The 13,139-nt window shown below is 64.9% G+C and carries 12 protein-coding genes; 9 read left to right on the top strand and 3 right to left on the bottom strand.

Annotation, left to right across the window (positions count from 1 at the left end; all coding sequences use genetic code 11):
* The first annotated feature begins 3 nt into the window (after positions 1-3).
* From ACO056_RS11605 to ACO056_RS11620, 4 genes are read left to right on the top strand one after another with little or no spacing between them, the layout of a single operon-like run.
* The gene (locus ACO056_RS11605) at positions 4-2,052 is read left to right on the top strand and encodes a hydantoinase/oxoprolinase family protein (protein WP_421846861.1); all 2,049 of its coding nucleotides are present in this window, start codon (positions 4-6) and stop codon (positions 2,050-2,052) included.
* Between the two features lie 13 nt (positions 2,053-2,065).
* Positions 2,066-3,952 (top strand): hydantoinase B/oxoprolinase family protein, encoded by a 1,887-nt coding sequence (locus ACO056_RS11610; protein WP_421846863.1) that lies wholly within the window; start codon positions 2,066-2,068, stop codon positions 3,950-3,952.
* A 6-nt stretch (positions 3,953-3,958) separates the two neighbouring features.
* Positions 3,959-5,173, top strand: a complete 1,215-nt coding sequence (locus ACO056_RS11615; RefSeq protein ID WP_421846865.1) for a CaiB/BaiF CoA transferase family protein — start codon at positions 3,959-3,961, stop codon at positions 5,171-5,173.
* Positions 5,173-5,814 (top strand): N-carbamoylsarcosine amidohydrolase, encoded by a 642-nt coding sequence (locus ACO056_RS11620; protein WP_421846867.1) that lies wholly within the window; start codon positions 5,173-5,175, stop codon positions 5,812-5,814. The genes ACO056_RS11615 and ACO056_RS11620 overlap by 1 nt, the downstream gene beginning before the upstream one ends.
* Here ACO056_RS11620 and ACO056_RS11625 read toward each other — a convergent pair.
* Together ACO056_RS11625 and ACO056_RS11630 are read right to left on the bottom strand one after the other, a co-directional pair.
* The gene (locus tag ACO056_RS11625; protein WP_421846869.1) at positions 5,804-6,244 is read right to left on the bottom strand and encodes a MarR family winged helix-turn-helix transcriptional regulator; all 441 of its coding nucleotides are present in this window, start codon (positions 6,242-6,244) and stop codon (positions 5,804-5,806) included. The two genes, ACO056_RS11620 and ACO056_RS11625, sit on opposite strands and share 11 nt — an antisense overlap.
* A 99-nt stretch (positions 6,245-6,343) precedes the next feature.
* Positions 6,344-8,089 (bottom strand): cation:proton antiporter, encoded by a 1,746-nt coding sequence (locus ACO056_RS11630; protein ID WP_421855461.1) that lies wholly within the window; start codon positions 8,087-8,089, stop codon positions 6,344-6,346.
* A 155-nt stretch (positions 8,090-8,244) separates the two neighbouring features.
* Between ACO056_RS11630 and ACO056_RS11635 the strand changes: the two genes are divergently transcribed.
* A complete protein-coding gene (locus ACO056_RS11635; protein ID WP_421846870.1) occupies positions 8,245-8,544 on the top strand; it encodes a hypothetical protein in 300 nt (99 codons plus the stop codon).
* A 39-nt stretch (positions 8,545-8,583) separates the two neighbouring features.
* Here the strand turns inward: ACO056_RS11635 and ACO056_RS11640 are convergent, their stop codons facing one another.
* Entirely contained in the window at positions 8,584-9,036 is a 453-nt protein-coding gene (locus tag ACO056_RS11640; protein WP_421846872.1) for a PaaI family thioesterase, read from the bottom strand.
* Between the two features lie 190 nt (positions 9,037-9,226).
* Between ACO056_RS11640 and ACO056_RS11645 the strand changes: the two genes are divergently transcribed.
* From ACO056_RS11645 to katG, 4 genes are all read left to right on the top strand, one after another.
* Entirely contained in the window at positions 9,227-9,538 is a 312-nt protein-coding gene (locus tag ACO056_RS11645) for an FtsB family cell division protein (RefSeq protein ID WP_421846874.1), read from the top strand.
* Between the two features lie 46 nt (positions 9,539-9,584).
* On the top strand, positions 9,585-10,199 hold the full coding sequence (gene folE / locus ACO056_RS11650) for a GTP cyclohydrolase I FolE (protein WP_421846876.1): 615 nt from the start codon (positions 9,585-9,587) through the stop codon (positions 10,197-10,199).
* Positions 10,200-10,201: 2 nt separating this feature from the next.
* The gene (locus ACO056_RS11655; protein WP_421846878.1) at positions 10,202-10,753 is read left to right on the top strand and encodes an MOSC domain-containing protein; all 552 of its coding nucleotides are present in this window, start codon (positions 10,202-10,204) and stop codon (positions 10,751-10,753) included.
* 168 nt (positions 10,754-10,921) lie between these two features.
* A complete protein-coding gene (katG, locus tag ACO056_RS11660) occupies positions 10,922-13,105 on the top strand; it encodes a catalase/peroxidase HPI (RefSeq protein WP_421846880.1) in 2,184 nt (727 codons plus the stop codon).
* The last annotated feature ends 34 nt before the right edge of the window (positions 13,106-13,139 follow it).

A 13,139-nucleotide genomic window follows, 5' to 3' on the forward strand; every position in this document is an offset into this window, starting at 1 on the left:
GGCATGGGTTACCGTCTGGGTGTCGACGTTGGCGGCACGTTTACCGATCTGTTGCTTTTCGATACTTCAAGCGGTGCGTTCTGGCGGCACAAGACGCCGTCGACGCCGCATGACAGCTCCGAAGGCATCCTCAACGGCGTCACGGCGATCTGCGGCAAGGCAGGGATCAAGACCGGCGATATCGACTACTTCCTCCACGGCACGACCGTGGCGACCAATGCCGTGCTTGAAGGCAAGGGCTCGCGCGTCGGGCTCGTCACGACCGAGGGCTATCGCCACATCCTGCAGATCGCGCGCAGCTTCGTGCCGGGCGGCCTCGCGGGCTGGATCATCTGGCCCAAGCCGACGCCGCTGGCCGCGCTGGAAGACACCGTGACGGTCAAGGGCCGCATCGATGCCGAGGGCCACGAAGTGCGCCCGCTCGATGAAGCGGATATCCGCGCGCAGCTGGGTCTGCTCAAGGCGCAGGGTGTCGAGGCGGTGACCGTCAGCCTGATCAACGCCTATGTGAACGGCGCACATGAAGCGCGTGTCGGCGAACTGGCGGCGGAGATCCTCCCCGGCGTTCCGGTCTCGCTGAGCCATCAGGTGCTCCCAGAAATGCAGGAATACGAGCGTACCCTGACCACTGTCGCCAACGCGGCGGTGCGCCCGGTGGTGGGGCGCTATGTTTCCAACTTGCGCGACCGCCTCGCGGCTGAGGGGATGACCGGCAAGCTCTCGTTGCTGCGCTCGGACGGCGGCCTGATGTCGGCGCAGAAGGCCGAAGAGCATCCGGTAAATATTCTGATGTCTGGCCCCGCAGGCGGCGTGACAGGCGCGATCTGGGTCGGCCGCAATGCGGGGATCCGCAATATCCTCACGCTCGACGTCGGCGGCACCTCGACCGACGTGGCGCTTATCGAAAACCTTGAGCCGCGCCGCCAGCGTACGACCGAAGTGGGGCACCTTTCGGTGCGCGCATCGGCGCTCGATGTGAAGACCGTGGGCGCGGGCGGCGGCTCGATTGCCTATGTGCCCGAGCTGACCAAGGCGCTGCGTGTCGGCCCGCAATCGGCCGGCGCGGTGCCGGGCCCGGCGGCTTATGGCAAGGGCGGCGAACTGCCGACCGTTACCGACGCCAATGTCGTGCTCGGCTATCTCCCGGAGAACCTGCTCGGCGGCACCTTCCGGCTTGACCGCGAGGCATCGACCAGGGCGGTGCAGACCATTGCCGATGCGCTCGGCATCGATCTGATGGCCGCAGCACGCGGGATCATCGATATCGTCAACGAGAACATGTTCGGCGCGCTGCGCATGATCTCGGTCCAGCAGGGCTACGATCCGCGCCACTTCGCGCTGATGGGCTTTGGCGGGGCGGGTCCGCTCCATGTCAATGCGATTGCCCGTTTGCTCGGCGCATGGCCTGCGGTCTCGCCGGTCTCGCCGGGCGTACTTTGCGCGCTCGGGGACGCGACAACGCGGATGCGCACCGAGACGGCGCGCAGTTTCTCACGGCTTGCCACCCAGACCGAGGCAAGTGAACTGATCGCGATCCTTGCCGAGATGGCAGCGCAGACACGCGGCGAGCTGCTCTCTGACGGCGTGCCGGAGGACGAGATCACCACCGAGTTCGAAGTCGACGTGCGTTATGCCGGACAGGCCTTCGAAGTGCCGCTGACGATTTCGGCAGACGTGCTGGAGGCGGACGGTATCGCCGGCATTCTCGCCCGTTTCGATGCCGAGCATAAGCGCCTCTTCACGTTCAACATGGATACCCCGCACGAGATCGTGAACCTGCGCGCCGTGGCGCTCGGCCGCGCGCTCGATCTGCCTGCCGCGCCGCTGCCGCAAGGCGATGGCAATCAGGCGGCTGCCAAGATGCGCGACCACACCTTGTGGATGGACGGACGCGAACAGGCGGCGGTGATTTACGACCGCGCCCTGCTGCGTGCCGGGGATGTGATCCCCGGCCCGGCCATCGTCTGCGAGATGGACTCAACGACGCTTATCGAAAGCGGCTGCGTCGGCACGGTCGATGCTGTCGGCAACATCCTGATCAATCTGGCCTGAGGACGCGCGAACCATGCCTGCAACCATCGTCCAGACGAACCCTGTCCCCTTCAACCGCGTCGCCATCGATCCGGTGACGCTCGATATCATCGAGAACGCGCTGCGTAACGCGCGGATCGAGATGGACGCGACGCTCGTGCGCACCGCGATGTCGCCCGGCATCCGTGAGCAGGGGGATGCGTTCCCGCTGATCGCCGACCACACTGGCAAGATGATTGTTGGCCAGTTCGGCAGCTTCATCGGCGGCTTCCTCGATAACTTCGAGGGCACGCTGGAAGACGGCGACATGATTTTCCTCTCCGATCCCTATTCGGTCGGCGGCGCGATCAGCCACTCGAACGATTGGCTCGTGCTGCTGCCGGTGTTCAAGGACGGGCGTCTGATCGCCTATACCTCGATGTTCGGCCATCAGAGCGACATCGGCGGCAAAGTCGTCGGCTCGATGCCGATCAACGCGCGCTCGATCTTCGAGGAAGGCGTCCGCATCCCTCCGGTCAAAATCTGGAAGAAGGGCGAATACAACGATGATCTGATGAAGCTCGTCATGCACCAGACGCGCAAGCCCGACTGGTGCCAGGCGGACCTCAACGCGCTGATCGCGGCCTGCCGTGTCGCCTCGCGGCGTGTGGTCGAGATGGCCGAGCGCTTTGGCGATGATGTCTATGTCTCCGCTACGCAGGATCTGCTGGCGCGCAACCACCGCGCGATGCAGGCGCTGATCGGGATGGCGATTGCCGAGGAGCCGGTGAGCTTCGAGGACTACATCTGCGACGACGGCATGGGCTACGGACCCTACAAGATCAAATGCACGATGTGGCGCGAAGACGGCAAAGTCGTACTCGATTTCGCAGGCACCGATCCGCAGAGCCAGGCCTCGATCAACTTTTTCCTCAACGAAAACATGTTCAAGATGTTCTTCGGCATCTACATGATCATGGTCTTCGATCCGCAGATCCTGTTCAATGACGGGTTCTACGATCTGATCGACGTGCGCATTCCCGAAGGCTCGCTGCTCAAGCCGAAGTTCCCCGCCGCGCTTTCGGGCCGGACCCATGCACTGGGGCGGATTTTCGATATTCTTGGCGGCTTGCTGGGCCAGAAGACGCCCGAGTTCCTCAATGCAGCTGGCTTCTCATCCAGCCCGCACCTTTTCTATTCGGGCAACGATGCGCGGCCTGGCAAGAAGAATGAGTGGTTTCAGCTGTTCCAGATCGGCTTTGGCGGCATTCCGGGCCGTCCGATGGGCGACGGGCCGGACGGCCACTCGCTCTGGCCGGGCTTCACCAACGTGCCCAACGAGTTCCTCGAGCGCTATTTCCCGATGCGTATCGAGCGCTATGAATGCGCGCCGGACAGCGGCGGGGCAGGGCTTCACCGCGGCGGCAACGGCATTCACATGACTTACCGCTTTCTCAGCGCGGGCACGATCTCGATCCATGACGATCGCTGGTTCGTGCCGCCGTGGGGCGTCAATGGCGGCGAGCCGGGCCAGCGTGCGCGCAAGGTGCTCGAGCGCGTCGATGGCACCAGCGTGATCGTCGGCAACAAGGTCGAGGACGTCGAAGTCGAGGCGGGCGATCAGCTACACTTCATCACCTGGGGTGGCGGCGGTTGGGGCGACCCGCTGGCGCGCGATCCGGCGGTGGTGGGCAAGGAGATCGTCCAGGGGCTCGTCACGCCCGAAGGCGCGAAGGCCTATGGCGTGGTCGCGGATAGCGCAGGCGTGGTCGACGTGGCTGCGACGGACGCACTGCGGGCGGAAATACTGGCCGGGCGCGACGAACTGCCGCTCTTCAACTATGGGCCCGGGATCGATGCACTGCGCGAAGCGTGCGAGAGCGAAACCGGCCTTGCCGCGCCGATCCAGCCCGTTTGGCCGCATCTGGAAGCGGCGGAGTAAGCCCCGATGGCCAATGGCATGAATGCAGGTGCATTGAACGACATCCGTGTTGTCGAACTGGGCCAGCTCTTGGCCGGCCCCTTTTGCGGCCAGCTGCTGGGCGATATGGGCGCCGACGTGATCAAGGTTGAGCCGCCGCACGTGAATGGCAAAGGCGGCGGCGACCCGATGCGCGATTGGGGGCAGGGCGACGAGAAAGTGCAATGGGAAGTTATCGCGCGTAACAAGCGCTCGGTTTCAGCCAACTTGCGCGTTCCCGCAGGCCAGGCCCTGGTGCGGCGGCTGATCCGCGAGGCCGACGTGCTGATCGAGAACTTCAAGCCCGGCACGCTGGAAAAGTGGGGCCTTGGGCCTGACGTCCTGCTCGCCGAGCAGCCCGGCCTCATCATCGCGCGCATGTCGGGCTATGGGCAGGACGGGCCCTATTCGGACCGCGCCGGCTTTGGCGGGATCGGTGAAGCGATGGGCGGTTGGCGCTACATCGTGGGCGAGCCGGACCGGCCGCCGAGCCGCATGGGTGTTTCCATCGGCGATACCCTGACCGCGACTTACGGCTGCATGGGCGTGCTCGCCGCGCTGCATGTGCGTGAAAAGACCGGCAAGGGGCAGGTCATCGATGCGGCGCTTTACGAAAGCGTCCTGCAGGTCATGGAAGGCCTCGTGCCGGAATACGACCGCATGGGCTTGATCCGCGAGCGCTCGGGCTCGATCCTCAAGGGCATCGCGCCGTCCAACGTCTATTCGTGCAAGGACGGCGAGTTCATGATCGGGGCCAACAAGGATTCGCTGTGGAAGCGGCTCGCCACGGTCATGGGCCAGCCCGAGCTTGGCGATGATCCGCGTTTTGCGACACATCTGGCGCGAGGGAGCAACCAGACCGAGATCGACAACCTGATCAACGACTGGACCAGGACCAAGACCATCGAGGAAGTAGATGCGCTGATGATCGAGGCTTCGATCCCGGCAGGCCGCGTCTACCGCGCGCCCGACATGCTCGCCGATCCGCACTTCGAAGCGCGCGGCGCAATCATCGAGGTGGAGACCGAACGCTTCGGGCCGCTCAAGATGCAGGGCTCGTTCCCCAAGCTTTCGGGCACACCCAGCGGCGTGCGCCGTCCGGCCCCGGCAACGGTCGGTCAGCACAATGCCGAGATCTATGGCGACCTGCTTGGCATGAGCGAGGCTGAACTGGCCGAGCTTGCCGCTGGCGGCGTGATCTGATGGCGCGGGGTGAGGCCGACCTTTCCGGCAACTATGCGGGTGCGTTCGATGGCGCCCTGCCGTTCGGCGCGCGCCCCGCATTGATCGTGATCGATATGGTCGAGGCCTATCTCCAGCCCGGCTCGCCGCTCTATGCCGGGGTCGAGGATGCAGTGGCGAGCGCGGTGCGGCTTGTGGCGGCGGCGCGGGAGTGCGGCACCCCGGTGATTTTCACCAATGTGGAATATCAGCCCGGCGGCGCGGATGGCGGGGTATTCTTCCGCAAGGTGCCCGCGCTCAAAGTGTTCGAGAAGGGTTCGCCACTGGGTGCTTTCCCGGAAGTGTTGAGCCCTAAAGCTGGCGATCTCGTCATCTCCAAGCGTTACGCCTCGGCCTTCTTCGCGACGCATCTGGCGGCGACCTTGACCTCGCTTGGGGTCGATACACTAGTGATTGCGGGTGTCTCAACGTCAGGCTGCGTGCGCGCGACGGCGCTCGATGCGTGCCAGAATGGTTTCCTGCCCTTCGTGGTGCGCGATGCTTGCGGGGATCGTCACGCCGCCCCGCATGAGGCGAACCTGTTCGATTTGCAGGCCAAGTATGCCGAAGTGGTCAGCGAGGCGCGTGCTCTTGGCCTGATGGCAGCGACTGCTACGCGCTGATCGGCTCCGCCAGAGGCGCAAGCAAGCGGGCCAGCGCGGCACGATCCTCTTCCGCCACACGCGCTCCGAGCACGGTCTCAATGGCCTCGGCGTAAACCGGCCACATCGCAGCGCGCATCGCGCGGCCTTCGATGGTCAGGTGCAGCAAGTGGCCGCGCGCATCATCGGCGCAGGGCTCCCTTGTCAGCAACCGGGCCTTGACCATGCGATCGACGAGGCGCGACAGGGCGTACTGTTCGGTCCCCAGGGCGACTTGCAAATCGCGCGGGCGCTGCGCACCGCGGCGTTCTATCGCCAGCAGGACATCGTACCAGGCGGGCGGCGGCAGACCGACCTTGCGCAGGCTTTCGGCGCAGTGCTGTCCGGCGAGGTCTGCGGCACGGAGCAGGCGGGTCCAGGCCAGCAGGGTCGTAGCGCCGGGCATGGCCATCGCGAGCAAGCCTTTCGATGCTGATGCGTGGAAAAGCCCATGCGATTGCATCGAGAAAATGATGCGGCTGCATGGGAATGTCCATGCAAGTGCAACTACTTAGCCGGGCTCGCCTTCCATCTCCTGTGGCTCGGGTGCGGTGAGAATGCGGTCGCGCGCGGCACGTGGATCGCCTGCTTCCATTTGCAACGAAAGCCGCTCGCCGTCGCGCGCCCTGAACAGCGTCTCGGCGCGGGTGATAGCCTCGTTGCTGAGGCCCGCATTGTCGAGCGCGGCGCGGGCCATGGCGATGGCGGATTCGAAGGTCTCGCGCATGATCAGCGTGACCGGGGCATCGCGCAGCTTGATCACCGCCCGGCGGTCGAATGCGCGCACAAAGACGGCCGCGCGCGGGAAAGCTTCGTGCACTGCCGCCAGCATTGCGGCTTCGAGCTGGTCACCATCGATGCAGAACAGGATCATCTCGGCCTCGGCGGCGCCCGCCTGCCGGAGCATGTCGATCCGCGTGCCGTCGCCGAAATAGACCTTGGCGCCGAAAGTACCGGCAACGTCGATCATTTCGACGTCGGTATCGATCAGGGTAACGGTGATGCCGCCCGCCTGCAGGACCTGCCCGACTGCCTGCCCGAACCGCCCATAGCCAACGATCAGCGCATTGGCGCCGTCGTTGCTGGGGCCTTCGCGGGTGGCAGTCTTGGGCACCGGCTCGGCGCGGAAGCGGCGCGTGGCCATCATCAGGAACGGTGTGGTCGCCATCGACAGGGTGACGACCGCGCCGAACAGGCTCGCCGCTTCGGGGGCGATGAGTAGGGCATGGCTCGCCTGTGCGAAGAGCACGAAGCCAAACTCGCCGCCCTGGCTGAGCAGCAGCCCCAGCGCCAGCGCGCCGCGCCACGGCACACCGAACAGGCGCGCCAGGCCGAACATGACCGCGGCTTTCACCGTGATCAGCATCAGCGCCATCGAGAGGACGAAAAAGGGATCGCGCGCAATGGCCCCGAGATCGAGCATCATGCCGACCGCGAGGAAAAACAGGCCGAGGAGGATCGAGCGGAACGGCTCGACGTCGGCCTCAAGCTCATGGCGATAGGGGCTGTCGGCCAGCATGACCCCGGCGATGAAGGCGCCGAGCGCGGTGGACAGGCCGAGCAGTTCCATCACCGCGCCCGCCGCCAGTACGGTGAACAGCGCGGCGACCACGAACATCTCGCGCTCGCCCAGATTGCCGATCAGGCGGAACAGCGGGCGGATCAGGAAGCGCCCCGCCGCGACGAGTCCCGCGATGGCCCCCACTGTCTCGAGCGCAAGAAGCCAGCCCGGCGGTCCGCCGACGTCGGTGGGATTGCGGCTCAACGCGGTGATGATCGTGATGAGCGGGATGATCGAGAGATCCTGGAACAGCAGGATCGAAAAGGCGCGCTCACCGAAGCGGGTCTTGAGGCGCCCCGAGGATTGCAGCATCGGCAAGACCTGCGCGGTCGACGAGAGCGCCAGCGGCAGGCCCAGCGCGAGCGCGGCGGCGGGCGAAAAGGTCGTCGTCAGCATGATCGCCCCGGCCAGCGCAAGCCCGCAGATCGAGACCTGCAGCAGCCCGAAGCCGAGGATATCGCGCTTCATCTTCCAGAGCTTGGAAGGATCGAGCTCGAGCCCGACAAGGAACAGCAGCAGCGTGATGCCAAGCTCGGCAAAGCCCAGCTTCTGTTCCGCATCGCCGACCATATTGAGCACGAACGGCCCCAGCGTCGCGCCTGCGACCAGATAACCCAGCGTAGCGCCAAGGCCGAGGCGGCGGAACAGGAGCACGAAGGCGAGCGCAAAGCCCAGCAGGAGGAAACCGTCGTGCATGATCGAGGCGGGATGGGAAGAGCTCACCACGGGGTTGTCAGGCCTTGTGCTCGCAAGGTCAACCGTGCTTGGGCTTCGGTCGAACTCGACCTATCCTATTGACATTGATGTAGGCAGCATGGTTCCTTGGGTGCCGAACCACAAGGGAGAGATCCATGTCAGTTGCCGGCAAGTATGAATGCGTGACCCGTTCGCCGATGGGCGATCAAACCTCGATCCTCACCGTCGACGTCGATGGCAGCAGCTTCAGCGGCAGCAATTCCGGGCCGATGGGCAACATGGAAATCACCGGTGGCAATGTTGATGGCAACACCATCAGCTGGTCGAGCAACATCACCGTGCCGATGCCGATGAAGCTCGATTGCACCGCGACGATCGACGGCGACGCGCTGACGGGCACCGTTACCGCCGGCATGTTCGGCAGTTTCCCGATGACGGGCAAGCGCATCGGCTGATGGCGCTGCGGGGGGAGGGCGCTGTCCTCCCCCTTTCGCTCAGCGCGCGCGAATGCGCTTGAAGGTGCCTGAAAATGCGAGGGCCGGTTCGCCGTCCGCGGTGATAAGCCCGCGCGCAAAAACGAGGCTGCGGCCCGCACGGATGACTTCGCCCCGCGCTTCGAGCATCTGGCCGGCATGGGCCGGGCCGACGAACTCGGCATTGAAAGTCACGGTCACCCCGCTCATTTCCTCGCCGGCCGCACTGGCTATCATGAACAGCGAAAAATCCCCGAAGGTCATCATGCAGCCGCCGTGGATGCTGCCGTGTGCGTTGCAGTTCTTCGCGGCCGGGCGGAAGCCGGTGACCACGCCCTGTGCGTCGCGCCGGACATAGAACGGGCCGACATCATCCTCGAACGGGTCGTTGCCCGCCCAGTGATACCATCCGGCCCACGCCGGATCGGTGGCAGGTTCCAGCTTGCCGGCAAATGGAGGGGCTTCCGTTGTCATGCGCTCGCTCTGTCCGTTGATCCTGCGCGCCGGACCTAGAGCAGCAAGTCCTGCAGGGCCAGAGCAAGCCTGCAATCGGCCTGATTGCCTGCCGCGCGCAGGGTTCGTACCAGCGCATACGCAGTCCCCTTTAACCAGAATCGTGCTTTTCCGGTTGAATCGAAGGGACAAGTATGATTCTGTCGTTTTGATGAAACGCCGCCAGACTTCCCTCAAGCTGCCCCGTGAGAGCCTGACGCAGAGCTTTGCGCTTGTCGCGCTGCTGTTGCTCGGTGCTGTTGCGCTTGCCGGGCCGAGCGGCGTGCTTGCCTGGACCGAGAATGCCCGGCTGCTCGAACAGCGGCAGACCGAAGTGAAGCAACTGCAGGCCGAGCGCGATCGCTTGCGCAATCGGGTCAACCTGCTCGATCCCCGCCATGCTGATCCCGATCTGGTCGGCGAACTGCTGCGGTCCGATCTCAACGTGGCGCATCCGGACGAGATCGTCATCCAGCGCAAGTGATGCCCTGCGGCATCAATAGCGCGATCCTTGCGGAGTAGCCTCAAGCATGACCGTCCACCACGGGCACGATGACGATGACGTGAGCGAAACCGGCAAGATCCCGGTTCCCGATTACGTACAGGATGCCATCCGCACGCTGATCCGATGGTCTGGCGATGATCCGGATCGTGAGGGCCTGCTCGATACCCCCCGCCGCGTCGCGCGGGCGTGGAAGGAATATTGCCAAGGCTATGGCGAGGATCCGGCCGCGCATCTTGCGCGCCAGTTCGAGGAAGTCGGCGGCTATAACGAACTTGTGCTGCTGAAGGACATCCCCTTCCAGTCGCACTGTGAACACCACATGGCGCCCATCATCGGCAAGGCGGCCATAGCCTATCTGCCGCGCGACAAAGTGGTCGGCATCTCGAAGCTGGCGCGCGTCCTCAATGCCTATGCGCGGCGGCTGCAGATCCAGGAACGGCTCACCGCCGAAGTGGCAACCTGCATCTGGGACAACCTCAAGCCGCACGGCGTTGCGGTGGTAATCGAGGCGCAGCATGGCTGCATGACCGGACGCGGGGTCCGCACGCCGGGCGTCGGCATGGTAACCAGTCGGATGATGGGCACGTTCCTCGAAGACAATCGCAGCCGCAAGGAAGTGCTCAGCCTGATGGGCTATTGAGCGTGAACGCCGGTTTGGCGCGGGTCGTTGCCGTAAGCCGCGATGCAGGCCACCGCTTTTCCAAGCAAACCTGCGGCGAGGGCATCGTGCTGGTCGCCGGGGATGGTGTTGATGGCGATGCGCATTGCGGTAAGACCGTCCGGCATCGCTCACGCGTGGCAGTCGATCCGAGCCAGCCCAATCTGAGACAGGTCCACTTGATCCATGCCGAATTGCTGGACGAGCTGGCGGTCAGGGGCTTCACGGTAGCGGCCGGCGAGCTTGGAGAGAACATCCTAACGCGCGGGATCGACTTGCTGGGGCTCTCAACCGGGACGCGGCTCCGGATTGGAAATAGTGAAATTGAAATCACGGGCTTGCGCAATCCGTGCGCCCAGATCGAGCGCTTTCAGGCGGGGTTGCTAGCCGCCGTGCTTGATCGGGCGGCGGATGGATCGTTGATCCGCAAATGCGGTGTCATGGCTGTGGTGCTAAGCGGCGGTGCTGTTCGGGCAGGCGATCCAATCGTGGCGGTCGCTCCCCTCGGAGATTTCCAGCCACTGGCGCCGGTCTAGACCGCGCACGGGCGTGACTTCCCCGGCTTTGCCGTTTGTTTCGTAGAACCGATTATTGCCGCATTTTTTATGGGTAAACTCGATCACTGCGATGAACTTTACTCGCTTCCCGCCCCAAGTGGCAGGGCGTAGTTTTGCTCCATCGAACACGCGATGGAGTCTTTCACCATGAACATGCAAACCGGCGATGCAGCAGGCGGTTGCCCTGTCCACAAGGGCGCAGCGCGGGGCCTTCTGGGCCGTACGAACAAGGACTGGTGGCCCGAGGCGCTGCCTGTCGACATTCTCCATCAGGGCGGCGTCTCGCCCGATCCGGTGGACGCGGGCTTCAGCTATCCGGCAGCATTCAAGGCGCTCGACTTCGCCGCGCTCAAGGCCGATCTCACCGCGCTGATGACCGATAGCCAGCCCTGGTGGCCGGCCGATTATGGGCACTATGGCCCCTTCTTCATCCGCATGGCCTGGCACGCGGCGGGCACCTATCGCACGGCCGACGGGCGCGGCGGCGCCAACAGCGGGCAGCAGCGCTTCGCCCCGCTCAATTCCTGGCCCGACAACGGCAATCTCGACAAGGCCCGGCGCCTGCTCTGGCCGATCAAGGCCAAGTACGGACAGCATATCTCTTGGGCCGATCTGTTCGTGCTCGCGGGCAATGTCGCGATCGAATCGATGGGTGGGCCGGTGTTCGGCTTCGGCGGCGGCCGCGCCGATGTTTATGAGCCTGAGCGCGACATCTACTGGGGCCAGGAGCCGCACTGGGTCGAAGGAGACGAGACGCGCATCCAGCCCGGCAAAGGCATGGACCTCGAAGAGCCGCTCGCCGCGATTCAGATGGGGCTGATCTACGTGAACCCCGAAGGGCCGGGCGGCGTGCCCGATCCGCTGGCCTCGGCGCGCGATATCAAGATCACGTTCGAGCGCATGGCGATGAACCTTGAAGAGACGGTCGCGCTCACCGCGGGCGGCCACACTTTCGGCAAGGCGCACGGCGCGGGCGATGCGGCGAAAGTCGGCCCGGCACCGGAAGCGGGAGATATTACCGCGCAAGGGTTTGGCTGGCTCAGCACGCATGGCAGCGGCGTTGGCGGCGATGCGATCACCAGCGGCATCGAAGGCGCCTGGGTGAACACACCGACCGAATGGTCCGGCAATTACTTCCGTCTGCTGCTCGACTATGAGTACGAACTGGTCCGCTCGCCAGCGGGTGCCCACCAGTGGCAGCCGATTGGCCAGCGCGAGGAGGATATGGCCCCGGCGGCGCACGATCCCTCAAAGCGCGTGCCGACGATGATGACCACTGCCGACATGGCGCTCAAGCTCGATCCGGAGTTCCGCGCGATTTCGGAGCGGTTCCGCCATGACCATGAAGCTTTCAAGGATGCGTTTGCACGCGCGTGGTTCAAGCTGACCCACCGCGACATGGGGCCCAAGGTCCGTTACCTCGGGCCTGACGTTCCCGCGGAAGACCTGATCTGGCAGGATCCGGTGCCAACCGGGCTGGTGCCATCTCCGGACGTCGAAGCGGTGTTCAAGGCCGCGATCCTCGCCTCGGGGCTCAGCACCGGCCAACTCGTCAAGGCGGCATGGGCTTCGGCTTCGACCTATCGCCGCACCGACCATCGCGGCGGGGCCAACGGGGCGCGCCTTCGTCTTTCTCCGCAGAAGGACTGGGCGGTCAACGATCCGGCCGAGCTAGCCCAGGTGCTGGCCCGGATCGACGCGCTGCGCGGCAGCCTTTCGATGGCCGATGCCATCGTGCTGGCGGGCACGGCGGCAGTCGAGGCGGCGGCCAAGGCGGCCGGGTTCGATGCAGCGGTGCCCTTCACCGGCGGACGCGGCGATGCGAGCGCGGAGTGGACTGATGCCACAAGCTTCGCGGTGCTCGAGCCGCGCGCCGATGGTTTCCGCAACTACCTCGCGGCCAAGCATTCGGTGAAGACCGAGGAACTGCTGATTGACCGGGCATCACTACTGGGGCTTTCGGCGCCGGAAATGGCTGTCCTCGTTGCGGGCCTGCGCGTGCTGGGTGCGAACCAGGGCGGCAGCGACCGGGGCGTGTTCACCGACCGGGTGGGCGTGCTTTCCAACGACTTCTTCGTCAACCTGCTCGACATGGGCAGCGTGTGGACCGCGGTTGAAGGTAGCGGCGAGGAAGAGTTCGTCGGGCGCGACCGGGCCACGGGCGCAGTGAAGTGGCGGGCAAGCCGGGCGGACCTCGTGTTCGGCTCCAACAGTCAGCTGCGCGCGGTGGCGGAAGTCTATGCCGAGGCGGGCGGTGATGCGAAGTTCGTGCGTGATTTCATCAAGGCCTGGACCAAGGTGATGAATGCGGACCGCTTCGATCTTGCATGATTGCTGAAAACCGCCGGGTGCCTTGCGCCCGGCG

The sequence above is a fragment of the Novosphingobium sp. genome (assembly GCF_965228995.1).
In the GTDB taxonomy this organism is placed as follows: Bacteria; Pseudomonadota; Alphaproteobacteria; order Sphingomonadales; family Sphingomonadaceae; genus Novosphingobium.